The 21,653-nt window shown below is 63.8% G+C and carries 21 protein-coding genes, 4 tRNA genes and 1 other RNA gene; 20 read left to right on the top strand and 6 right to left on the bottom strand.

Annotated features, from left to right (window positions below; genetic code table 11):
- The first annotated feature begins 528 nt into the window (after positions 1-528).
- Positions 529-1,860 (top strand): hypothetical protein, encoded by a 1,332-nt coding sequence (locus PLO63_17715; GenBank protein ID HOI75976.1) that lies wholly within the window; start codon positions 529-531, stop codon positions 1,858-1,860.
- Positions 1,857-2,969, top strand: a complete 1,113-nt coding sequence (gene hisC, locus PLO63_17710) for a histidinol-phosphate transaminase (GenBank protein HOI75975.1) — start codon at positions 1,857-1,859, stop codon at positions 2,967-2,969. Before PLO63_17715 ends, hisC begins: the two co-directional genes overlap by 4 nt.
- 23 nt (positions 2,970-2,992) lie before the next feature.
- Here hisC and PLO63_17705 read toward each other — a convergent pair whose 3' ends face one another.
- The 4 genes from PLO63_17705 to PLO63_17690 all read right to left on the bottom strand — a co-directional run bounded on the left by PLO63_17705 (position 2,993) and on the right by PLO63_17690 (position 6,858).
- On the bottom strand, positions 2,993-4,039 hold the full coding sequence (locus PLO63_17705; protein ID HOI75974.1) for an XdhC family protein: 1,047 nt from the start codon (positions 4,037-4,039) through the stop codon (positions 2,993-2,995).
- A gap of 28 nt (positions 4,040-4,067) precedes the next feature.
- The gene (locus PLO63_17700) at positions 4,068-5,078 is read right to left on the bottom strand and encodes a hypothetical protein (protein ID HOI75973.1); all 1,011 of its coding nucleotides are present in this window, start codon (positions 5,076-5,078) and stop codon (positions 4,068-4,070) included.
- Between the two features lie 114 nt (positions 5,079-5,192).
- A complete protein-coding gene (locus PLO63_17695; protein HOI75972.1) occupies positions 5,193-5,960 on the bottom strand; it encodes an undecaprenyl-diphosphate phosphatase in 768 nt (255 codons plus the stop codon).
- Positions 5,961-5,964: 4 nt separating this feature from the next.
- Positions 5,965-6,858 (bottom strand): helical backbone metal receptor, encoded by an 894-nt coding sequence (locus PLO63_17690; protein ID HOI75971.1) that lies wholly within the window; start codon positions 6,856-6,858, stop codon positions 5,965-5,967.
- A gap of 104 nt (positions 6,859-6,962) precedes the next feature.
- On the opposite strand from PLO63_17690, the gene cbiR reads away from it, so the two are divergent.
- From cbiR to PLO63_17640, 10 genes are all read left to right on the top strand, one after another.
- The gene (gene cbiR / locus PLO63_17685) at positions 6,963-7,757 is read left to right on the top strand and encodes a cobamide remodeling phosphodiesterase CbiR (GenBank protein HOI75970.1); all 795 of its coding nucleotides are present in this window, start codon (positions 6,963-6,965) and stop codon (positions 7,755-7,757) included.
- Positions 7,757-8,350, top strand: coding sequence for a bifunctional adenosylcobinamide kinase/adenosylcobinamide-phosphate guanylyltransferase (cobU, locus tag PLO63_17680; protein ID HOI75969.1), 594 nt, complete (start codon positions 7,757-7,759; stop codon positions 8,348-8,350). The genes cbiR and cobU overlap by 1 nt, the downstream gene beginning before the upstream one ends.
- Positions 8,351-8,416: 66 nt before the next feature.
- Complete coding sequence (cobT, locus tag PLO63_17675) at positions 8,417-9,481, top strand: nicotinate-nucleotide--dimethylbenzimidazole phosphoribosyltransferase (protein ID HOI75968.1); 1,065 nt, start codon at positions 8,417-8,419, stop codon at positions 9,479-9,481.
- Positions 9,478-10,227 (top strand): adenosylcobinamide-GDP ribazoletransferase, encoded by a 750-nt coding sequence (cobS, locus tag PLO63_17670; protein ID HOI75967.1) that lies wholly within the window; start codon positions 9,478-9,480, stop codon positions 10,225-10,227. The genes cobT and cobS overlap by 4 nt, the downstream gene beginning before the upstream one ends.
- A gap of 78 nt (positions 10,228-10,305) precedes the next feature.
- Positions 10,306-11,913 (top strand): MBL fold metallo-hydrolase, encoded by a 1,608-nt coding sequence (locus PLO63_17665; protein ID HOI75966.1) that lies wholly within the window; start codon positions 10,306-10,308, stop codon positions 11,911-11,913.
- Between the two features lie 33 nt (positions 11,914-11,946).
- Positions 11,947-12,435, top strand: coding sequence for a tRNA adenosine(34) deaminase TadA (gene tadA, locus PLO63_17660; protein HOI75965.1), 489 nt, complete (start codon positions 11,947-11,949; stop codon positions 12,433-12,435).
- Between the two features lie 2 nt (positions 12,436-12,437).
- A tRNA-Ser gene (locus PLO63_17655) sits at positions 12,438-12,531 on the top strand.
- Between the two features lie 82 nt (positions 12,532-12,613).
- Positions 12,614-12,708 (top strand) — tRNA-Ser (locus PLO63_17650).
- Between the two features lie 151 nt (positions 12,709-12,859).
- Complete coding sequence (locus PLO63_17645; protein ID HOI75964.1) at positions 12,860-13,813, top strand: ABC transporter substrate-binding protein; 954 nt, start codon at positions 12,860-12,862, stop codon at positions 13,811-13,813.
- Positions 13,788-15,779, top strand: a complete 1,992-nt coding sequence (locus PLO63_17640) for a SpoIIE family protein phosphatase (GenBank protein HOI75963.1) — start codon at positions 13,788-13,790, stop codon at positions 15,777-15,779. The genes PLO63_17645 and PLO63_17640 overlap by 26 nt, the downstream gene beginning before the upstream one ends.
- Before the next feature lie 39 nt (positions 15,780-15,818).
- Here the strand turns inward: PLO63_17640 and PLO63_17635 are convergent, their stop codons facing one another.
- Together PLO63_17635 and PLO63_17630 are read right to left on the bottom strand one after the other, a co-directional pair.
- The gene (locus PLO63_17635; protein ID HOI75962.1) at positions 15,819-16,379 is read right to left on the bottom strand and encodes a hypothetical protein; all 561 of its coding nucleotides are present in this window, start codon (positions 16,377-16,379) and stop codon (positions 15,819-15,821) included.
- Positions 16,380-16,442: 63 nt separating this feature from the next.
- Positions 16,443-16,796 carry an STAS domain-containing protein gene (locus PLO63_17630; protein HOI75961.1) on the bottom strand — a complete coding sequence of 118 codons (354 nt, stop codon included), beginning with the start codon at positions 16,794-16,796 and terminating at the stop codon, positions 16,443-16,445.
- Positions 16,797-17,076: 280 nt separating this feature from the next.
- Between PLO63_17630 and ffs the strand changes: the two genes are divergently transcribed.
- From ffs to PLO63_17590, 8 genes are all read left to right on the top strand, one after another.
- Positions 17,077-17,175, top strand: an RNA gene (gene ffs, locus PLO63_17625) — signal recognition particle sRNA small type.
- 27 nt (positions 17,176-17,202) lie between these two features.
- Complete coding sequence (gene dnaX / locus PLO63_17620) at positions 17,203-18,903, top strand: DNA polymerase III subunit gamma/tau (GenBank protein ID HOI75960.1); 1,701 nt, start codon at positions 17,203-17,205, stop codon at positions 18,901-18,903.
- Between the two features lie 29 nt (positions 18,904-18,932).
- Complete coding sequence (locus PLO63_17615) at positions 18,933-19,247, top strand: YbaB/EbfC family nucleoid-associated protein (GenBank protein HOI75959.1); 315 nt, start codon at positions 18,933-18,935, stop codon at positions 19,245-19,247.
- A gap of 12 nt (positions 19,248-19,259) precedes the next feature.
- Positions 19,260-19,859 carry a recombination mediator RecR gene (recR, locus tag PLO63_17610; GenBank protein ID HOI75958.1) on the top strand — a complete coding sequence of 200 codons (600 nt, stop codon included), beginning with the start codon at positions 19,260-19,262 and terminating at the stop codon, positions 19,857-19,859.
- 7 nt (positions 19,860-19,866) lie between these two features.
- Positions 19,867-20,718, top strand: a complete 852-nt coding sequence (locus PLO63_17605; protein HOI75957.1) for a fumarate hydratase — start codon at positions 19,867-19,869, stop codon at positions 20,716-20,718.
- Positions 20,718-21,284, top strand: a complete 567-nt coding sequence (locus tag PLO63_17600) for a FumA C-terminus/TtdB family hydratase beta subunit (protein ID HOI75956.1) — start codon at positions 20,718-20,720, stop codon at positions 21,282-21,284. Before PLO63_17605 ends, PLO63_17600 begins: the two co-directional genes overlap by 1 nt.
- Positions 21,285-21,411: 127 nt before the next feature.
- Positions 21,412-21,486: transfer RNA gene (locus PLO63_17595), tRNA-Thr, on the top strand.
- Positions 21,487-21,502: 16 nt separating this feature from the next.
- Positions 21,503-21,587, top strand: a tRNA-Tyr gene (locus PLO63_17590).
- Positions 21,588-21,653: the final 66 nt, after the last annotated feature.

Raw genomic sequence — 21,653 nt, 5'->3', positions numbered from 1 at the left:
CCGGAAACGTTTTCCAATTGCTCCTCTGGGAACCCCCGGTCGCGCCCCCGCGAACATTGGTCGGGGAGGGGGGCTTCCCGGAGCGCGAATAGCGGCTTTTTCGGGGTACCCTGCCGTCGCAGCGCAGCGCCCGCAAAGTCATCTGTCTGAGCGCCCCTGGGCGCGAGTTATGACTTTGCAGCGGAGCGAGACGATGCAGGGTCGAAAAAACGCTTCTGAGCGCGAGGGAAGTATCCCTCCCGCCATCCGACCATCAATTGGCGGCTGGTCCTGTTTAATAAGAAAGAAAGGGAAAAAGGAAGAGGAGCGGATTTGAAATCCGTACCCCTGCTTATGAGACCGTTCCTCTTGAGAAATGAATAGTCCTACGCTAATCTGCCCTCGGCGGTCGGCGGTGTCGCCCCCGGCCGCGGATTGACGGACAAGGCGTTCCCGGCAGTCTTTGCGACGACCGCGGAACGCACCCCGGCCATGAACGGGGCGCCCGTGCAGCGTCCCCTCCAGGATGCGGAAAGGACATAGTGGATTATGGACAGGATGCATGTTCTCCGGCCGGATGATGTTTCGCTCACGGTTCCACCCCGTCCGGCCTTTCTTCCCGTTGTCATGGCCTTTGCCGAGAAATCGGCTCTCTCCTTCGGCCTCGCCGGGGAGGAGGCCCTGTCCCTGACCCTGGCGTCCGAGGAGGTCTTTTCCCACCTGACCGGGCCGGGGGCTGCCGGAGAGGACGTGCGGCTCACCTGTCGGGGCGGGATTTATTACGCGGAGGTGGAGTTCTCCTTCCGGACGCGCTTCTTCAACATGAGGGCCTTCAACCTGACCTCGTCGATTCCCTGCGACGGGGAGGAACTGCCCGCGGAAGCGGGTCTCCTGATCGCCGCCAGGATGGTGGACAAAATCCGGGCGCGCTACGGGGAAGACCGATTGGAGATTACCTTTCGGAAGGATAAGGTTTACCCGGAAACCGCACCCGGTGACATTCCCCTTCCCAGGCCTTTGACCGCTCCGGTCTTGAAAACACCCGACGCGGAGACGCTGAAGCTGTTTTCCCGGCTCCTGCTGCGCCATACACCGGAAGGGATCTGTCCCCGCGACTTTCTGATTCCTGGGAAACTGGCCGATATGGTGGCGTCGGGCGAATATGGAGTCGTTGTGGCGGAGGACGCGAGAGGACCCCTGGGAGGGGGGATTGCCTGGCGACGGGAGGGGTCGGGGCTGGTGGAGTTTTTCGGCCCCTGCCTGTTCGGCCAGCCGCAGGGATCGGAGGCGGGACGCCTCCTCGTCGAGGCATGCATCGCCGCCATTGCGAAATCGGACGTTTCAGGGATGTACAGCCGCCTCCCGTCGCCGTTTCTGCCGGTGGAGTATTTCGAGATCCTGGGGTCGCTGATCGACACCACTGCGGATGGAGAAGTCGAGACCCCGGTTTATTACCGTCAGATCCGGGAGGATGAAGGAGGCGTTTCCTGGGTCCATCCACTCCTGGAGGCGTTTCTGAAGGAGTCCTGCGAGCGGCTGGCTTTTGCTCGGGAGGTCCGGCAGACCCATGAAGAGGGCGAGGCGTCTTATCCGTTTTCCGTCCTGTCCGCCACCTTCGACCGGTCCCGGGGACGGGCCGTGCTTCGGCCTGTCTGGTGGGGGCGGGATGCCGCCACCAACCTGGAGGAGCACGTTCGCAGCATTTTGCGGGAGATCCCGGGGATTGCACTCTTCTTCGAGATCGATCTCGGCCGTGCCTGGCAGGCGCCCTTTACCCCCCTGCTTCTCGACGCCGGATTCCGTCCCCGGGTGATGCTTCCCGCGGGCGGCCGGGGAGACGTGGTCCTCTTTCAGTACGCGGCGGGAGGCGGTCGTCCATGAGTCCTCTCTCTCTGGAGAGCCTGCTGCCGCCCTACATCCGGAGCTTCGAGCCCTATGTGCCCAGCCGGCCAGACGCGGAGTTGATGCGGCTTTACGGCTGTTCCCGGCTCTTTCGCCTGAACAACAACGAGAACGCTCTGGGACCCCCGCCGGCGGCGCAGGAAGTGATCCGCCGTTTTGTCCCGCCCCGGGCCGCCCTTTATCCCAGTGGCGATTCCTTCTATCTGCGGCGGAAGCTGTCGGACCGCTTCAGCATGGATCCGGAGCGGTTTCTCGTCGGAAACGGCGCCAACGAGGTTATTGCCTTCGTCATCAAGGCCTTCTGCGAGGCCGGCGACAACATCGTCACGGCGGACCGCACGTTTGCCGTCTACGAGTGGGTGGCCACCTTTTCGGGTCTGGAGGCGCGTCTCGTGCCGCTCCGGGATTATGCCTTCGACGACCGGGGCATGCTGGAGCGGATGGACGGCCGGACCAAGATCTTCTTTATCTGCAATCCCAACAATCCGACGGGGACCTGCTGGGGAAGGGACCGGCTCCGGCGCTTCCTGGAGGCCGTCGACGGCCGGGCGATCGTGGTCGTCGATGAGGCATATTGCGAGTTCGTCGAGGGGGAGGATTATCCCGACGGCATGTCCCTCCTGGATGAATACCCCCACCTCGTCGTGTTCCGGACCTTTTCCAAGATGTACGGGCTGGCGGGCCTGCGGATCGGCTATCTGGCCGGGTCGTTGCCGGTGGTGGATGCCGTTCGACGCGCCTGTGTCGTCTATTCCGTCAACGCAGTGGCCCAGGAGGCCGCTGTGGCGGCCCTGGACGACGGGAATCACGTCCTGGAAAGCCGGCGGCTGGTCCGGGAGAGCCGCGCTTATCTGGAGGAGGAACTGGCCGTCCGGGGCCTGCCGTTCGTTTCCGGGGAGGGAAACTTCGTCATGATCCGTCTCCCCATGAGCGACACCCTGGCCTACCGGAAGCTGATGACACGCGGGGTCATGGTCCGCACCATGACGGGATTCCGCTTCCCCAACTTCATCCGCGTCACCCTGTCCGTCCGGGAGGCCATGGAGGCCTTTGTGTCGGCCCTCGATGAAATCCTCAAGCGACGATAAGCGGTGCGGCGGCCCTTCGCCCGTCAGGGCTCGATGCCGGCCCGATGGCGGATCATTTCCGCGGCGATGCTGACGGCGATCTCCTCCGGCGTCTCGGCGCCGATGGGAATCCCGACGGGGGCTCGAACCCTCGCCAGATCCCGTTCCGCGTATCCTTCCTCCCGCAGGGCGGCGAAGATGGCGTCCCGCTTCCTCCTGCTGCTGATCATGCCGATGTACCCGGCGGCGGTCCGCAGGGCCTGGCGAAGAACGTCCCGGTCGAAGGCATGGCCCCGGGTCATGATGACGAGGAACCCCCCGGACCCGACTTCCAGGCCTTCCAGGGCGTGATCCCAGGCATCGAGCACGACGATCCGGTCCGCCCCGGGGAAACGCTCCCGGTTGGCGAATTCCGCCCGGTCGTCGAGGACGACGGTCCGGAAGCCTGTCATTTCCAGGAGCGGGGCCAGGGACCGGGCGATGTGGCCGGCCCCGAACAGATGGACTGTTTCCCCGCCGTACAGCGATTCCACCAGGAACCGCCCGCCCGCGACGGTCAGGAGTCGCGTTTCCGCCGATCCGGTATCCGATGGCACCCGTGCGCAGAGACCTCCCTCCGGCTCCGGAGGACCGAGGACGGATCCATCCTCCCGGATGAGCCACTGGGCGATGCGCCCCCCTGCCGTCCCTCCGGGGAGTCTGGTGATGAACCTAGCCCTGCCGCGACCATCGAGAACGGTGGCGGCTTCCCGGTAGAGTGAAAGCGCGTCCGGATCCGCCGCTTCCAGGCGATAGACCATCATCTCCGCCGTACCGCCGCACATCATTCCTGGATCGCCCGCCTTTTCCACTTCGAGAACAAAGGTCTCCAGGACGGCTTCGCCGGTCTCAAGGACGCTCCGGGCGATTTCCTCGACCCTGGCCTCCAGGACACCTCCGCCTACGGTTCCGCTCGGACGGCCGGCGGATGGGACGATCATGCGCGTCCCCGCGGCTCGCGGCGCCGAGCCGCGGGTGGAGACGATCTGGGCCACGGCGCAGCCGGTACCGGCGACCAGGAGATCGCGGATGCAGCGAAACGGGGTTCTCATGGATGTGCCTCCCGTCGGGGCGTCGGCATCAGCGGGCCGTCACTTCAGCCCGGTCCCGAAGGATAAATTCCAGGATCGTCTTCGCCTTGTCGGTGTACAGCCGGAGGCCCGGAACGTTCGGCTCGTGAAGGGTCTTCTGCATCATCAGGCCGTCGTCGTCGAACCAGCGGGGCAGAACACCCCCGAAGAAATAGCCGCAGCCGCGCAGGGTCCGAACGGCGAATCCGATCCCCGGGTCCGTCAGGCGGAGGTAGACCTGGAATACCGTCGCTCCGCCGCCGGCATGGAGTTTCTCTTTTCCCTTCACGATTTCCCGGAGGTCCGATCCGATGGCCTGGATCGTCAGGCGGGCCAGGTTCGCCCCCTCGAAGGCAACGGATTGCACGTCCGACGGACCTTCCGGCGGGACGTCCGCGGTGGCGTTCCGGTACGTGTGGGGTGCGTCGTGGGCCTCCCGATGAAGCCCCCGGAGAATTTCTGCATATGGATCCGGAAGGCGGATCGCCTGCCCCCTGGTTTGATAGAGCCTGAATGTAAGGACCGCGCCGACCCGGCCGGAGGCGCTCTTCTCCTTCTCGTAGGAGGCGGCGGGCATCAGGTCCAGCTCGATCCCGGTCTCGCTGTAACCGGACGCCGTGCAGGTCTTCTGCATGAATACGTGGTTGGCCACCGCCTCCCCCCATACCGCGGCGATGCCGAGCCGGGGGATCAGTGTCTCGTGGGTGTACCGGGCGATCCGGTCGTTCAGCCCCCGGCCCCGGTATTCCGCCAGAACCATCCCGTGCCCGGCCTCGTAGATGCCCGCGAACGGCGCCGACGTCCGGAAAAGGCCCCAGTGGCCCGCCACGGGACCCTGCTTCTCCCGGCAGACCACGTGGTACATCGCCCCTGTTTCCTGCTGGCGCAGGAGGGCCCGCGGATCATAGATCTCCCGGATCGGGTAGGCATCCCCGTAGGTGGCCCGGTACAGGGCGACCGTGCCGTCCGCGTCTTCCGGCTTCATCAGGCGGACTTCAAAGATGTTTTCCGGCTGGCTCATGGTCTCCTCTCCGGCGGTCTCCCGAAATGTGTAGGCGAATTCCGGCAGCGGGTAAAGGGGGAATGTCTGTCTCCGGCCGGGCACCCGGGGCGCAGCACGGTTGCAGGGCCGGGCTTACAGGATCAGCACCCAGAGGGCGACGAAGGCGATCCGGTAGATGCCAAAGGCAATGAAGGTGTGCGTCTGGATGAAGGAGAGGAGGAACTTGATGCTGAGGAGTGCCACGACGAATGAAGTCACAAAGCCGACGGCCAGGAACCCCATCTGGTCCATGGAGAAGGCGGAGCCGCTCTTGAGGAGGTCGTAGGCTGTAGCGGCCAGCATGGTGGGCACCGCCAGGAGAAAGGAAAACTCGACGATGGTTTTCCGCCGCAGGCCCAGGGACAGCCCGCCGATGATCGTGGCAGCGGAGCGGGATACCCCAGGGATCATGGCGACGGACTGAAACAGGCCGATCAGCAGGGCCTGCCGGTAGGTGATGCCGGAAACGTCCTCCACCGCGTCCTCCCGCTCCCGGTGCAGGTATTCGAAGGCGATGATGAAGATTCCTCCCAGAAACAGGGACCATAAAACCACGTTCGGCGAACCGAGGAGGAACTGCTTGACCAGCCGGTAGAGGGTGAAGCCCAGGATTCCCGTGGGCAGGAAGGCGACGATCAGCTTTTTGATCGTCTCGACGTCAATGAGCAGGCGCCGCCAGTACAGGGCCACGACGGAGAGGATGGCGCCGACCTGGATGGCAATCTCGAAACTTTTGAGGAACTCCGTATGGCTGAGCCCCATCAACTGGGAGGCGAGGATCAGGTGTCCCGTGGACGAGATGGGCAGGAATTCGGAGACGCCTTCCACGATTCCCAGAATCAGAGCAGTCAGCCAGTCCATCCTGTTACCTCTTTCCGGCGGACCTGCCGGGACGCTCCAGCAGGGTTGCCATTTCTTCCATTCCTTCCAGGAGCCTCGGCGAGAGGCGGTACAGGGTTTCCCCCACCACGTGCACGCGTCCGTTCCGCACGGCCGGCAGGGCCTTCCACCGGCGGAGCAGCTTTGAGCCGGCGCCGGTCATGGATCCGCGGCCGATGAAGATCACGTCGGGGGACCGTCGGAATACCTCCTCTACGCTGAGCTTCGGATAGGGGGACTTCGTCCCGGCGGCGATGTTCCGCACGCCCAGGACGCTCAAGGCGTCGTCGATGACGGTGCCGGGTCCTGCAACCATCAGAGGCTCCGGCTGGATTACGAATAGCGCCGTCCGGATGTCTCCTTTCCTCGCCCCGGCCCGCGACGAAAACCGGCGCAGCGCGTCTTCGATGGCGGCGGCGCGCTTTTCCGCGGCCGCTTCCGCTCCGACGGCAGGCCCGAATTCCCGCAGGGCCTGCGGCAGTTGCGCCAGGCGCTTGGCCCGGAAAACATAAACGGCGATGCCGAGGCGGACCAGCCGGTCGTGGATCTCCCGCGGCGTCCCCTCGTCGGTCATGACCACCAGGTCGGGACGGAGGGCGACGACGGCCTCCAGGGACGGGTTGGTGTAGCCTCCCACCTGCGGCTTCTTCCCGGCTGCCGGCGGCCAATCGCAGAAACGGGTGACGCCGGCCACCCGGTCGCCCAGGCCCAGTTCGAAGAGGATCTCCGTCAGGTTCGGCGCCAGCGATACGATCCGCTGCGGTGGATTCGCCCTCGCCGGGGAAGGGGAAGCGCAGACCCATGCCAAAAGGACGGCGAGCACGATCCCGAGAGAGGCGATCCCCGGGGACCGCTTTATGGGGGAAGGATTTTGGTTCATGAGGGCGGCGGCTCTTGACATGGGAAGACGGTCCGTGTTTAGCATCCGTCATCCGATCCTGCAAGGGTGATCTGCTCCTTTACGAAACGGAAGCGAGAGTGCTAATGGCTTCATCCTCCCATCCCTGGCCCGCCCTGAAAGGCCGATATCCCTTCCGTCTCGGGACAACATCCTACATCGTGCCGGCCCCGATCCTGCCCAACATTCGCTTCCTGGCCCCCCTGGTGGACGAGGTGGAGATCGTCCTTTTCGAGAGCGGCCGGGAGGACAACCTGCCCGCTCCCGCCGAGATCGCCGAGATGGGCGCCCTGGGGGAGGAACAGGACCTGACGTACAACATCCACCTGCCCACGGGCCTGTCCCTGGGAACCGCTGACAGGGCGGAGCGCCATCGCGCCTGCGAGACAATTCTTCGTTTCTGCGACCGGACCCAGCCGCTCGGGCCATCCGTCTGGGTCCTCCACCTGGAGGAGGGGGGGATGGACGGCCCCGCTTCCCTGGAGGGATGGCGGGAGCGCCTGCGGACGTCGATCCGGGACCTGATTGGTGGAGGGCTGGACCCGTCGCGGACGGTCGTGGAGAACCTGGGCTATCCCCTCGAGTGGATCCGGCCGCTGGTGGAGGAGTCCGGCCTCTCCTGGTGCCTGGATGTGGGCCATATGCTGGCCGCCGGGGAAGACCTCACTGCGGCGTTCGATGCAATGAAGCAGGGAGTGGAGATGATCCACCTGCACGGCCTCATGGAGGGACGGGACCACCGGAGCGCCGCCGCCGTGCCGGAGGAGGCGTGGAGGACGCTCCGGCCTTATCTGGCGGAGTACCGGGGGGGGCTTTCCGTGGAGGTCTTTTCCGAGGAGGATCTGCGAACCTCCCTGCTGGCCCTTGAGGAGAGGCTCTGATGGCGGAAATCATCCTGGTCACGGGGGGGAGCCGAAGCGGCAAGAGCCGTTATGCCCAGGAACTGGCCGAATCCATGGCGGGGAAGCGGGCCTTTGTCGCCACCTGCCCCGTCGTCGACGAGGAGATGGCCGAGCGGATCCGGCGCCATCAGCGGGCCAGGGGGGCCGGCTGGATTACCATCGAGGAGACCGTGGATCTTCCCGGAGCCCTTCGCCGGGCCGCCGGCAGCGGCGTCGTCCTGGTGGACTGCCTGACCCTCTGGGTGAACAACCTGCTGTACGAGGAGACGCTCCGGTCCGCCCGGGAGGACGGTACGGAGGGGCCGGCCGGGGCCTCCGGTATGTCGGAAGACGAAATGGAGGCGCGGTCCCGGGACGTGCTCCGGGCCTGTGCGGACATTCCCGGGACGGTGATCTTCGTGACCAACGAGGTCGGCATGGGGATCGTTCCTGAAAACGCCCTGTCCCGGCGTTTCCGGGATCTGGCCGGACGGTGCAACCAGGTCATTGCCGGAGGTGCGGACAGGGTGGTTCTGATGGTAAGCGGGATTGCCGCGACGATCAAAGGCGGCGATTTGCGGCGGAACGAATGAAGTCGCGCCCGGCCGGCGCGGCGGGTTTCCCTTGACGACTTTCCCTGATGACTTTATAGCGTGCCCATGACGATCCTCGAACAGACGCTTTCCCGCATCGCTCCCGCCGATCCGGAGGCACGCGCCCGGGCCCGGCGGCGCCTCGAACAGCTGACGATGCCCCACTGGGCCCTGGGCCGGTTGATGGACCTGGCGGAGGACCTGGCGGGCATGACAGGCCGGATGCCTCCCCACGTGGCCGGGAAGACGGTGGTCACCATGGCGGCGGACCACGGCGTCGCCTCCTCCGGTGTGAGCCTGTACCCCCGGGAGGTGACGGTCCAGATGGTGCGCAACTTCGTCGGGGGCGGGGCGGCCATCAACGTCCTGGCCCGCCTGGCGGGGGCGCGGGTCGTGGTGGTCGACATGGGAGTCGACGGCGACCTGGGAGACCTGGCCCGGGAGGGACGGATTCTCTCACGGAGGGTGGGCTCCGGTACGCAGGACATCTCCCGGGGGCCCGCCATGAGCCGGGATCAGGCGGTCCGCTCCCTGGAGGAAGGCATCGGCGTGGCCCTGGAGCTGGCGGAAGAGACGGACGTCTTCGCCACCGGCGACATGGGCATCGGCAATACGACGCCGAGCAGTGCCCTGGTTTCCGTCTTCAGCGGCGCCGACGCCGCCGAGGCGACCGGCCGGGGGACGGGGATCGGCGATGAACAGCTTGCCCGCAAGGTAGCGGTCGTCCGGCAGGCCATCGAGGCGAACCGGCCCGATCCCGCGGACCCGGTGGGTGTCCTTGCGGCGGTGGGCGGCTTCGAGATCGGGGGCATCGCCGGGCTGATCCTCGGCGCGGCGTCGCGGCGGAAACCGGTCCTGGTGGACGGATTCATCTCCACGGCGGGAGCCCTGGTCGCGGCCAGGCTGGCGCCCGTATCCACGCAGTACATGATCGCCTCCCACCGGAGCATGGAGCAGGGACACCGCATCGCCCTCCAGGCCCTCGGGAAGCGTCCCCTCCTGGACCTGGACCTGAGGCTCGGGGAGGGAACCGGGGCGGCCCTGGCCATGAACCTGGTGGAAGCGGCCGTCCGCATCCTTACCGAAATGGCCACCTTCGAGGAGGCGGCTGTTTCCCGGTCTCCGGCATGAAGCCCCTGCTGACTGCCTTTCGCTTCCTGACGATCCTGCCCCTGGGACGGAGTTCCGACAGGCCCGAGGATCTCGCCGGCAGCGTCCTGTTCTTCCCCCTGGTCGGCCTCTTCATCGGTATTGCGGCCCTGGCCGCGGACAGCCTGGCAATGGCCTTCCTGCCTTCTCTGCCGGCGGCGGTCTGCACGGTCCTTGTCCTGATCGTGTTTTCCGGGGGCCTTCACATGGACGGCCTGGCGGATACGGCGGACGGCTTCGGAAGCGCCCGGCCGCGGGACAAAGTCCTGGAGATCATGCGGGACAGCCGGATCGGCACCATGGGCGTCGTGGCCGTCGTGGCGGCGATCCTGATGAAGGTGGCCTTTCTGGACGCCGTTCCCGTATCCTTGAGGGCTCAGGCGGTCCTGTTGATGCCCGTCGCCGGCCGCGCCGCCCTGCTCTGGTCCATGGCCTGGCTGCCCTATGCACGTCCGGAAGGGGGACTGGCCACTGCTTTCCGCCGGAAAGGGTCGTCGGTGAACGCTATCTGGGCCCTGGTTTTCCTTCTGGCCTGCGGGGCCGGAGTGGGGGGGTGGCCCGGTGCGGCGGCGGCGGGGGCGGTCCTGGTCGTCATCGCCGGATGGCTCATGGTCTGTCGGCGGAAGATCGGGGGCTTCACGGGGGATACCCTGGGGGCGTCGTGTGAAATTGCGGAGATCGTGCCGGCCGTTGTACTGGCCCTGTGGCCGGCCTTGAACCTTTCCTGAAGCCCCCGGAGCGGTCGTGCCTCTCCACCGGGGGGTGCTTGCGTGCGGTGACGAAACAGCGAGGGAGGAAATCGGCGGATGAAAATCAAGTTTCTCGGAGCCGCCCGGACGGTGACGGGCTCCTGTTTTCTGGTCGAGGCGATGGGACACCGCTTCGTCGTGGATTGCGGCCTTCACCAGGGAAACCGCGACATCGAGTCGCGAAACTGGAAAGTGGACGGATACGATCCGCGAACGATCGAATTCGCCCTGATCACCCACGCCCATATGGACCACTCGGGACTCCTGCCCCGGCTGGTCCAGGCGGGATTTCGAGGATCCGTTTACATGACCCCACCGACGAAAGAACTGCTGGAGGTCATGCTCCTCGACAGCGCCCACATCCAGGAGACGGAAGCCCAGTGGCAGAACAGGAAGCGCCTCCGCCACGGGGAGAAGCGGGTGGCGCCGCTGTATACCCGTCAGGATGCGGAGAATTCCTTCTCCCGTTTCCAGGCCGTTCCCTATGACCGGCCCTTCGAGCCATTCCCGGGGCTCCGGCTCGTGTTCCGGGACGCCGGGCACATCCTGGGCGCGGCCATGATCGAAATGGAGATCGAAGAGGAGGGGAAGCCGTCGAAGCTCGTGTTTTCCGGTGACATCGGACGGCCTTCCCAGCTCATGATGCACGATCCATCCGTGATCGGCCGGGCGGATTTCCTGTTTGTCGAGTCGACCTACGGCAACCGGGACCACAAGAACGAGGAGGAAAGTCTCGACGAACTGGCGGAGGCCGTCGCCTACAGCTTCGAGCGCGGCGAAAAGGTGATCGTTCCGGCCTTTGCCGTGGAGCGGACCCAGGAGATCCTCTACTGTATCCACCTGCTGGCGAAGAGCGGGCGCCTCCCGAAGGGCATCCCCGTTTACGTGGACAGCCCGCTGGCAATCCGGGCGACGGAGATCTTCAACCGGAATGCCTCCTATTTCGACGAGGAGTCGCAGAAGATGCTGGAGCGCGGAGAAAATCCCCTGGCCGTTCCGAACCTTTACCTGACGGAGACCACCGAGGCGTCCATGGCCATCAATACGCAGGAGGGCCCCGCCATCGTCATCTCCGCCAGTGGCATGGCCGACGCTGGACGGATCAAGCACCACCTGCGGCACAATCTGTGGCGGGAGGGAGCGAGCGTCGTCTTCGTGGGATTCCAGGCCCAGGGGACGACGGGCCGCCGCATCGTCGACGGGGCGGATAAGGTCCGCCTGCTCGGGGAAGACGTAGCCGTGCGGGCCAGGGTATTCACGATCAACGGATTTTCCGCCCACGCCGGACAGTCCCAGCTTCTGGAGTGGCTCTCCCACTTCGAGGGCGGGGGGATGGAGATCTTTCTTGTCCACGGGGAATACGGTGCCCAGCAGGTCCTGGCGGAGAAGATCCGCGAGCGGTTCGGCATCCGGGCGCACATTCCCGATTACCTGGACGAAGTGACCCTCGTTCCGGGCGAGGCGGTCGAGGCCCGGGTATCACCGGAGGCGGCCGTGCCGAAGGTGGACTGGGAGATGCTGATGGCCGAGCTGGAAACGACGGTGGCGCGCCTCCGGGAATCCAGGCCGGTCCTGGAGTCTGCGAACTGGGGGGAGCAGGCGGACCTGCGGGACCGCATTGCCGAGTTGAACAGGGTCCTGGGGACTGCCCTTCCCGGGCGGTGAGACGTTGGACGGTACATCCGGAAGGCAGGGGAAGTGCACGACGACGAGTTCTTCATGGCCCTGGCCCTGGAAGAGGCCCTTCTGGCGGAAGTGGAGGGTGAGGTCCCCGTCGGCGCCGTAGTGGCAATCGGGGAAAAACCCGTCAGCCGGGCGCACAACCGGCCGCTGGGTCTCAAGGATCCGACCGCCCATGCAGAGATCCTGGCCATCCGCGCCGCCTCCGAGGTCCTGGGGAACTATCGCCTGCCGGAGGCCACCCTCTACGTCACGCTGGAGCCCTGCGTAATGTGCGTGGGGGCCATTGTTCATGCCCGGGTCCGCCGGATCGCCTTCGGTGCCGCCGACCCGAAGGGGGGAGCCATCGTATCCCGATGGCGGCTCTTCGATGACGGGTCTTTCAATCATCGGCCCGAAGTGACGGGGGGCGTCCTGCAGGCGCGATGCAGCGAAATTTTGAGTGGATTTTTCCGCGGGAAAAGGGTAAAAAACCACCACATTTCGGAACAGCCGAAACATGATTGAGCGGAGAGATACCGAAGTGGTCGTAACGGGATCGACTCGAAATCGATTTGGGGGCCAAAAGCTCCCACGGGGGTTCGAATCCCCCTCTCTCCGCCATTTCTTCATCCCGTATCCGTGAGAAGGCCTCGCCACGAGCAAGCCCCCGTTCCGCGGACAAAGCCGGTTCCGATCTTTCAGCGGAGAGATGCCTGAGTGGCCGAAAGGGCACGACTGGAAATCGTGTGTATGCCTCAAAAAGGCGTACCGGGGGTTCGAATCCCCCTCTCTCCGCCATTTCTTTTTTTCCTGCCGGTGGCCGACCATGCGCCGTAGTCTCCGCCGCGGGACCCCTTCCCCTGAAGCATTGCCGTCCATGTCGCCGGCGTCGTCCTTCCCCGGCGGGTCGGGATCTCCCTTTGGAAAAAGGCTTCTTGCCGTGGCCGTCATGCTTGCGATTCTCCGGATCGCAACGGTGGCGGCCGCCGATGCGGGCCCTCTCCGGCGGGTGACCTTCCTGCCCCAGTGGTTTCCACAGGCCCAGTTCGCCGGCTATTTCGTGGCGATGGAAAAGGGATTCTATCGAAACCACGGTCTCGATCTGATTCTGCTTCGGGGTGGTCCCGGGGGCTCCCCCGAAGAGGCCTTTCGACAGGGAAAAGCGGACTTCGCGACGCTGTTCCTGGCGGAGGGGATCCGCCTGCGTGCCGGGGGACTGAAGATCGTTCATGTCGCCCAGATCGTCCGGCGTTCCGGTATCCTGCTGGTGGCAAGGAAATCCAGCGGGATCCTCAAGCCTTCGGATTTTGAAGGGAAAAAGGTCAGCCTGTGGGAGCATTCCCGGACCCAGCCGATGGCCTTTTTCCGGAAGTACGGTGTTCATCCGGACGTGGTGCGACAGACCTTCACACCGAACCTGTTCCTGCGGGGCGGTGTCGATGCCGTTTCCGCCATGGTGTACAACGAGTATCACACCCTGCTGAGCGCGGGCCTCAATGAGGAGGAGCTCTCGGTTTTTGCCATGGCCGATCATGGCCTGAGCTTTCCCGAAGACGGGATCTGGTGCCGAGAAGAACTTTGTGCACGGACCCCTGAGATATGCCGGGCCTTTGCCGCGGCGACCCTGGAAGGCTGGTCGTATGCCTTCGAACATCCCGAAGAGGCGCTGGACATCGTCATGAAATACGTGGATGAGGCGAAGATCAACGAAAGCAGGGCCCACCAGCGCTGGATGCTCGCCCGGATGAAGGACCTCATCCTGCCGCACGGGACCTCCCGGTCTTCCGGGCGGCTGGACCGGGCGGATTACAACCGGGTGGCCCGGGCTCTTGCCGATGCCGGAATCATCCGAGCCATTCCCGATTACGGAGACGTTCATGTCCAGGACCCCGGGCAAGAATAGGCGTCGGGGGCTTGCCTACCGGCTCTCCCTCACAATCCTTGCCGGCACGGCCGTCATCTTTCTGGCGGCCTTCGGGTACAGCTATTTCTATTCCCGCCAACTGGCGCTGCACTATGTGGAGGAGAACGCCCGGTACCTGACCCAGTCCGTGGTCAACCGGATCGAGCTGTACGTCCAGGGCATCGAGAAGACCCCCCTGTTCATGGCGGCCATGCTGGAAAAGAAGGCCATGAGCAAGGTTGAACTGGACGACCAGATCCGTTCCATGCTGGAGGCCAATCCGGACATCTTCAGCTCTGCCGTCGCCTTTGAACCGTATGCCTTCGACCCCGTCCGGAAGTACTATGCCCCCTTTTACTACCGGGAAGGCCGCTTCCTGAAGCGCCGGGACCTGGGAAACGAGACCTACCGGTACGACCAGTGGGACTGGTACCAGATTCCCCGGGAGATGAGGGAGGACGGCTGGAGCGAGCCGTATTTCGACGAGGGCGGCGCGGGGATCATGATGTCAACCTTTTCCGCCCCGTTCTTCCAGAGGCCCGGGGGAAGGAGCAAATTCAGGGGGGTCGTCACGGCGGACATCTCTCTGGGCTGGCTGGTGGAGGTCGTGTCCCGCGTCTCCATCACCCCCTCCGGGTACGCCTTCCTGCTGTCCCGCAACGGCGTCTTCATGAGCCACCCGGAACGGAAGTTGATCCTGCGGGAGAGCATCTTTAGCATCGCCGAGGAAAAGGGCGATGCGGCACTCCGGGATGTGGGACGCCGCATGGTCCGGGGGGAGAGCGGGTTTATGCAGGCTCCGGGCAGCTTCACGCCGGAGACGTCATGGCTTTATTATGCTCCCCTTCCATCCACGGGGTGGTCCATCGGGGTCGTCATCCCCGAGCGGGAACTGTTTTCGGGCGTTCATCGCCTCACCCTGGTCGTTACGGCCATTGCCGGGATCGGGTTGACCGCTCTGCTCCTCCTGGTGGTCGGTGTCTCCCGCAACATCACGCGTCCCGTCCGGGAGCTGGCCGCCCGGACCGGCGCCATCTCCCGGGGAGACTTGGACGTCCCCCTGCCGCCCATGCACGCGCGGGACGAGGTGGGGGAGTTGACGTCTTCGTTCGAGGAGATGCGCCTGTCCCTGAAGGAATACATCCGCAATCTCAGGGAGACGACTGCCGCGAAGGAGCGCCTGGAGAGCGAACTCCTGATCGCCCGGAATATCCAGATGAGCTTTGTACCGAAGCGATCTCCGATTTTCCCGGCCGGCGCAGGTTTCGAGATATACGGAGCCCTGGAGCCGGCACAGGAGGTCGGGGGTGACCTGTATAGTTTCTTTCCCATCGACGAGGAGCACCTGTTCTTCGCCATCGGCGATGTGTCGGGTAAGGGGATCCCGGCGGCCCTGTTCATGGCCGTCACGATTACCCTGATGAAGGGAATCGCCCGGCGAAGCACGGACCCCGCGGACATCCTGGGGCAGATCAACGCGGAGTTGTGTGATGAAAACGATTCCCTGTTGTTTGTCACGGTGTTCTGCGGGATTCTGAATGTCAGGACGGGGGAGCTGCGATATTCTAATGCCGGGCACAACCCGCCGGTTCTGTGCTCCCGGGGGTGTGACGCTTCCTGGCTTGACGTTCCGGAAGGGATTGTGCTGGGCGTCTCCGAAGAGGCTGCCTACCGGATGGAGCGCGTCTGCCTCGGCCCGGGCGACCAGATCATCCTTTATACGGACGGTGTGACCGAGGCGATGAATCAGGAGAAACGCTTTTACGGTGACGCCCGGCTGCTCGGGACCGTGGCGGAAAGGGAGGATTCGGACCCGGCAGGGCTCGTCGCGCGGATTGTCGAATCGGTACATGGATTTGCCGGTGCCGAACCCCAATCGGACGACATCACGGTCTTGGCGGTCCGCTGGACGGGTCCGCCCGCCTCCGGCGGCATCGATTCCGGGAGCGGAGGGGCCGGATCATAGGACAACGAGGTATCGGCTGGCGATCGGGCGGTTGGTTGTCTATCCGGGAAACTTCGCGTCCAGGAGTCGTGCCCCCATAAGGCCCAGAACGGAACTGCACACCAGCATCGCGGCTGCCAGGACCAGAAGCGTCGCCGCCGTTCCGGTCGAATCGAGCGGGAGAAGATAAGCGATCGGCGGAGGCGCCAGGGAGATCGCTCCGAACAGGACGCCGACCACGATCTTCTTCCTGAGGAGAGGCGTGTCGACCCTGCGGAACCGAACCCGGGCGTCGATAATGCCCGAGACCAGGGCGGCGGCGATCGTGACGGGAAGGCAGACGGCCATGATCCGGACGGATGCCGCCAGGTCCGCCTGCAGTGGTCCCCGGACCGGGAGCAGGAGCGCCGTCATGACAACCAGAAGAAAAGCCAGGGCCTGCGGGGCGTGGACGATCACGGGATGCATATGAAGATCCAGGATGCGCCGCCTCGACTCGGAGATCGGATGCCGGTAAGGCTCGAACATCTTGCGGGGAACGCCGCAGGCAGGGCAGACGTCGCGGAGTTCTTTCTCTTCTGCGATGAAGCCGCAGGCCTTGCAGCGCAGCCATGCCTTCATGACGTCACCAAGAGAATCCGCTGATGATTTGATCCGTGTCGTCGGCGGCGAAGGGGATCGGCCTCAGAACTCCCGGAACGCTTCTTCTTTTGTTTCGCAGAGTTTGAAGATAGAACCGAAGCCGGAAATGCGGAAGACGTCCTTGACGGGTCCCTGAAGAGAGGTGAATACCAGGCGCCCGTCCTTCCCTTTCAGGGTTTTGGCGAAAGCCAGAATGCTCCGGAGACCGGCGCTCGATATATAATCCAGGGCATGCAGGTCCAGCAGGAAATAGCGGTATCCCTCCCCGGAGAGACGGGTTAATTCCTTCTCGAAATCGGCCGCCGTCACCGCGTCGATCCTGCCTTTGGGTGTGACGGTCATGATGTCCCGCTCCACGGTAATGGTGTCTCGTTCAACAGTGGTTGTGATTTCCATGGTTCCTCCATCGCCGTGCGTTACGTCTTGTGAGCCGTTCTTTTCTCACAGTTGTTTCGTCGTGTCAAAAAAAATGCGGGCATCGAATTACTTTTCATATCCAGACAGTCTATGTGGGAGGGGCTGTCTCCGAAGTTCCCCGGCCTGGATTTCATGTGTCTACCCGACGAAACTCTTGACATTCGTATTTCCGCTGCCGTATGATCCAACGCTCTGCAGATGGAGCAATCGGTTGTTCCTTCCGAGAGGGAACACGCATTCTACAGCATTCGGAACGGATAGCCGGGTCCCGTGCAACGGCGGACTGTGAACCCCGTCAGGTCCGGAAGGAAGCAGCGGTATCAGAAACCGTCGTGTGCCGCGGGTCAACCTGGCTATCCTTTTATTATCTCTGGTAAAGACACCTGTGGATTACCTCGTCCTGGCCAGGAAATGGCGACCTCAGCGGTTTGAAGATGTGGTCGGGCAGGAGCCGGTCGTACGAACGCTCCGGAATGCCATTCGCAACCAGCGGCTGGCTCACGCATTCGTGTTCAGCGGTCCCCGGGGGGTGGGAAAGACGACCGTCGCCCGCATCCTGGCCAAGGCGGTGAACTGCGAGCATGGCCCGACGGAGACGCCCTGCAATGAATGCGTCCATTGCCGTGAGATCCGGGACGGCGTTTCACTGGACGTCCGGGAAATCGACGGCGCCTCCAACCGCGGTATCGACGAAGTCAGGGAACTGAGGGAAAATGTCAAGTTTGCCCCCGTATCCTGCAGGCACAAGATCTACATCATCGACGAAGTGCACATGCTTACACGGGAGGCCTTCAATGCTCTCCTGAAGACCCTGGAAGAACCTCCCGGCCACACCCTGTTCATCTTTGCCACCACCGAAACCTCCAAGATCCCGGCCACCATCCTTTCCCGCTGCCAGTGTCACGACTTCCGCCGCGCCTCCATCGGCCGGATCGCGGAAAACCTGAAGGCCATTGCCGGGGCGGAGGGCGTTTGCCTGAGCGACCAGGCCCTGCGGTGGATCGCCGAGGCGGCCGACGGCAGCATCCGGGACGGACAGAGCATCTTCGACCAGGTCATCGCCTATGCCGGGCTGTCCATCGAGGACGGCCAGGTGGAGGAACTGCTCGGGTTCACCGAGCGGAAATTCCTTCCGCAGCTTTCCGCGGCGGTTTTCCGGAGAGATGCGGGTGCCTGCCTCCGGCTGCTTCATGAAGGCTACTATGCGGGGATGGATATGGCCAGGTTCTTCGGTGCCCTCCTGGATCACTTCCGGAGCCTGCTCCTGGTGAAGGTCCTGGGGGAGGAGACGGAGGTCCTGGAATTGAGCCGGGAGGAAAAAGCCCACCTGGCCGGGCAGGTTAAGGACGTCGGCCGGGAAGACCTCCAGCGTTATGTGGACATCTTGCTGGCTGAGGAGGAAAACGTCCGGAAGACCGGCAATCCGCGCCTGACCATGGAGACGATCCTGGTCCGAATGGCCTGCCTGGAGCCGTTGTTGCCCATCGAACAGGTGCTGAACAGGCTGGAGCGCATGGAATCGCGCTTGTCCGGCGGTCCGCAGGAGGGCGGAGGGGGGAACGGGACGGTGACCGGCCGGAGGGAGACGGTGGCCGCCGGCGAATTGGAGCGGAGGTCTTCCGAGGCGGTTTCGGCGGCCCCCGTGACGCCGGAGTCAGGGACACAGAGCCATCCGTATTCCGGAGCCGCACCGGCGGACGGGGATCCGGCAGCGCTTTGGGAAGGACTGAAGCAGTATATCAAGAACCAGAGCTATCCGCTGTGGTCGAAAATCGAATCCGGCCGGGTGCGGAACGTCGAGGACCAGCGGCTCGTGATCGGCTTCCCGACGGATTACGTCTTTCTGGAAGACCTTGAACTCCAGAAGAACCGCCTGCAGGAGTTGGCAGGCACCTATTTCGGCGGACAGCTCACGGTGCACCTGGAACCGGTAGCCCCGGAGGGATCCGGAGCCAACGGTGGCAGAGAGCGGGAGGAAATCGACGCAAGAAACCGGAAAAGGCAGGAAGCCCTGCACTCGCCGATCCTGCAAAAAGCCCTGGATCTTTTTGATGGCGCAGAAGTGCGCGAAATCATATCGAAATAATCGACCGCAACGGCGGTATAGGAGCATGCATGTCCAACAATTTCGGCAACATCGTGAAGCAGGCGAAGAAAATCCAGGAAAAAATGGCCAAACTCCAGGAAGAGCTTGCCCTGAGAACCGTGGAGGCCAGCGCCGGCGGAGGCATGGTTACGGTGGTCGTGAACGGCCGGAACGAACTGTTGTCCATCCGGATCGAGCGGGACGTCGTCAATCCGGACGACCTGGAAATGCTGCAGGATCTCATCCTGGCCGCCGTCAACGAGGGGATGCGGAAATCCCAGGAGATGATGGCGACAGAGATGTCCAAGATCACGGGCGGCTTCAATATCCCGGGGATGGCCTGAGCGGGAACGTCCATGAACGGTTATGCGCCTCCCATCCGCCGCCTGATCGAGGAGCTGTCCCGCTTCCCCGGCATCGGAGAAAAGACGGCCACCCGCCTGGCCACTTTCATTATCCGCGGATCCCGCGAAGACGCCCAGAGGCTGGCCGAGAGCATCGTTGACGTCAAGCGGAAGATCCACCTGTGTTCCGTCTGTTTTCACCTCTCCGAGGGAGACGTCTGTCCCATCTGCGCCGATTCTTCTCGGGACCGGGGCACTGTCTGTGTCGTCGAGGAACCGGATGCGCTGATCGCCATCGAGGAGAGCCAGAGCTACCGAGGCACGTATCACGTCCTGCACGGGGCACTGGCGCCCCTGGACGGAGTCGGGCCGGAACAGCTCCGTCTCCAGGAATTGCTTGACCGTATCGTCCGGGGAGGGGTCCGGGAGGTGATCCTGGCGACCAATCCCAACGTCCAGGGTGAATCGACAGCCCTTCTGATCACGAAAATGCTCCGTCAGACGGACGTGACGATCACCCGGATCGCCCAGGGGGTTCCCGTCGGTGGCGAACTGAAATACGCGGACCGGATGACGTTGGGGAAAGCCCTGGAATTTCGAAGGGGGATGTAGGTCGGCGATGGCACAGGTCCGCGAGATTCCATGCCGGGAAATCACGGAGGCGGTCCGCCGCCTGTTCATGGAGGCCAACACGGAGCTTCCCGCGGATCTCCTCAAGACGGTCCGGGATGCTCGGGAGCGGGAGACCTCATCCGTGGCCTGTTCGATTCTCGACCGAATCCTGGAAAATGCCGATGTGGCCTGTCGGGAAAAACTGCCTCTCTGCCAGGACACGGGACTGGCTATTGTCTTTGCAGAAATCGGGCAGGACGTACACGTAGTGGATGGCGATTTCCCGTCGGCTGTCCGGGAAGGCGTTCGGCAGGCCTACCGGGACGGGTACCTGAGAAAATCGGTCTGCGATCCCCTTTCCAGGGTCAATACGGGTGACAATACACCGGCGATTCTCCACACGGAGATTGTGCCGGGGCACCGGATCCGGATCATTGCCATGCCGAAAGGAGGGGGAAGCGAGAACATGAGCGGCGTTTCCATGCTTCTCCCGGCAGCGGGATGGGAGGGAATCCGTCAGCATGTACTGCAGAAGGTGGCGGAGGGAGCGGCCAATGCCTGCGCCCCGGTGCTGGTAGGGGTCGGAATCGGAGGCGCAATGGAAACGGCTATTGTCCTTGCCCGGAGGGCCCTGTTGAGGACCATCGGAGAGCCGAACGGCTCGGATGAGCGCCTCCGCGACCTGGAGCGGGGCCTCCTGGCGGACATCAATGCACTGGGGATCGGGCCCCAGGGGCTCGGCGGCAGAACCACCGCCCTAGCCGTTCATGTGGAAATGGCGCCCTGTCACATCGCGTCGCTGCCCGTCGCCTTCCAGCTTCAATGCCACGCGGTGAGACACCGGGAGGCGATTCTCTGATGGCGTCGGCATCCGTCATATCGCTCTCGACTCCCCTGACCGCCGGGGTGTGCAGTCGGCTTTCAGCCGGGGATCGGATCCTGTTGAGCGGGTCTGTACTGACCGCAAGGGATGCCGCCCATCATCGTTTCGTGGAGGCCTTGCGAAGGGGGGATCCTCTTCCCGTCTCCCTGGATGAGGAAACGATTTTCTACGCGGCCCCGACGCCGACACCGCCCGGAAGAACCATCGGATCCATCGGACCCACGACGAGCGGCCGCATGGATCCGTATACACCGGCTTTGCTGGAAGCCGGTCTCCGGGGAATGATCGGGAAGGGAAGGCGCTCCCGGGAGGTCGTGGAAGCCATCCGGAAACGGCAGGGGGTTTATTTTGCAGCCACCGGTGGCATTGCCGCCGTAACGTCACAGTGTGTCCGGAGCGTTTCTCTGGTGGCTTATGAAGACCTGGGGCCGGAAGCGGTGCTCCGACTCGAGATTGAAGACTTTCCCCTGGTTGTCGTAAACGATGCCTTGGGAGGGGATCTCTATGAAATGGTTCGATCGGCTTCCCGGGCGGGTGAGTAAAAATGTCTTGACAAAACGAGCACCAGAGAATAGTCTCCGTAATTCGCGTTTGACAGGTGAATGACGCGGATTTCCCCGGGAGCCGGGCAATTTGGAAGTTCTCTTTGAAAATCTGTTAGTTGTATTGGCTGGCGTAGCTCAATGGTAGAGCAGCTGATTTGTAATCAGCCGGTTGCGGGTTCAAATCCCATCGCCAGCTCCAGATAGCATAAGATATTGGAGGGGTTCCCGAGCGGTCAAAGGGAGCAGACTGTAAATCTGCCGGCGGAGCCTACGGAGGTTCGAACCCTCCCCCCTCCACCATTTCGTTCTCAAAGCGGGAGTAGCTCAGTGGCTAGAGCGTCAGCCTTCCAAGCTGAGGGTCGCGGG

It is taken from the genome of Syntrophales bacterium, from assembly GCA_035363115.1.
GTDB lineage: Bacteria > Desulfobacterota > Syntrophia > Syntrophales > PHBD01 > PHBD01.
This window is presented reverse-complemented; position numbering and strand designations above follow the sequence as displayed.

Coding starts and splice junctions, on each gene's coding strand:
- PLO63_17665 (HOI75966.1), top strand. CDS start 10,306: ATGAAAATCAAGTTTCTCGGAGCCGCCCGGACGGTGACGGGCTCCTGT.
- PLO63_17635 (HOI75962.1), bottom strand. CDS start 16,379: ATGAAGGCATGGCTGCGCTGCAAGGCCTGCGGCTTCATCGCAGAAGAG.
- PLO63_17695 (HOI75972.1), bottom strand. CDS start 5,960: ATGGACTGGCTGACTGCTCTGATTCTGGGAATCGTGGAAGGCGTCTCC.
- cobU (HOI75969.1), top strand. CDS start 7,757: ATGGCGGAAATCATCCTGGTCACGGGGGGGAGCCGAAGCGGCAAGAGC.
- PLO63_17690 (HOI75971.1), bottom strand. CDS start 6,858: ATGAACCAAAATCCTTCCCCCATAAAGCGGTCCCCGGGGATCGCCTCT.
- recR (HOI75958.1), top strand. CDS start 19,260: ATGAACGGTTATGCGCCTCCCATCCGCCGCCTGATCGAGGAGCTGTCC.
- cobT (HOI75968.1), top strand. CDS start 8,417: ATGACGATCCTCGAACAGACGCTTTCCCGCATCGCTCCCGCCGATCCG.
- PLO63_17605 (HOI75957.1), top strand. CDS start 19,867: ATGGCACAGGTCCGCGAGATTCCATGCCGGGAAATCACGGAGGCGGTC.
- PLO63_17630 (HOI75961.1), bottom strand. CDS start 16,796: ATGGAAATCACAACCACTGTTGAACGAGACACCATTACCGTGGAGCGG.
- PLO63_17715 (HOI75976.1), top strand. CDS start 529: ATGGACAGGATGCATGTTCTCCGGCCGGATGATGTTTCGCTCACGGTT.
- cbiR (HOI75970.1), top strand. CDS start 6,963: ATGGCTTCATCCTCCCATCCCTGGCCCGCCCTGAAAGGCCGATATCCC.
- PLO63_17705 (HOI75974.1), bottom strand. CDS start 4,039: ATGAGAACCCCGTTTCGCTGCATCCGCGATCTCCTGGTCGCCGGTACC.
- PLO63_17615 (HOI75959.1), top strand. CDS start 18,933: ATGTCCAACAATTTCGGCAACATCGTGAAGCAGGCGAAGAAAATCCAG.
- cobS (HOI75967.1), top strand. CDS start 9,478: ATGAAGCCCCTGCTGACTGCCTTTCGCTTCCTGACGATCCTGCCCCTG.
- PLO63_17700 (HOI75973.1), bottom strand. CDS start 5,078: ATGAGCCAGCCGGAAAACATCTTTGAAGTCCGCCTGATGAAGCCGGAA.
- PLO63_17640 (HOI75963.1), top strand. CDS start 13,788: ATGTCCAGGACCCCGGGCAAGAATAGGCGTCGGGGGCTTGCCTACCGG.
- PLO63_17645 (HOI75964.1), top strand. CDS start 12,860: ATGCTTGCGATTCTCCGGATCGCAACGGTGGCGGCCGCCGATGCGGGC.
- hisC (HOI75975.1), top strand. CDS start 1,857: ATGAGTCCTCTCTCTCTGGAGAGCCTGCTGCCGCCCTACATCCGGAGC.
- PLO63_17600 (HOI75956.1), top strand. CDS start 20,718: ATGGCGTCGGCATCCGTCATATCGCTCTCGACTCCCCTGACCGCCGGG.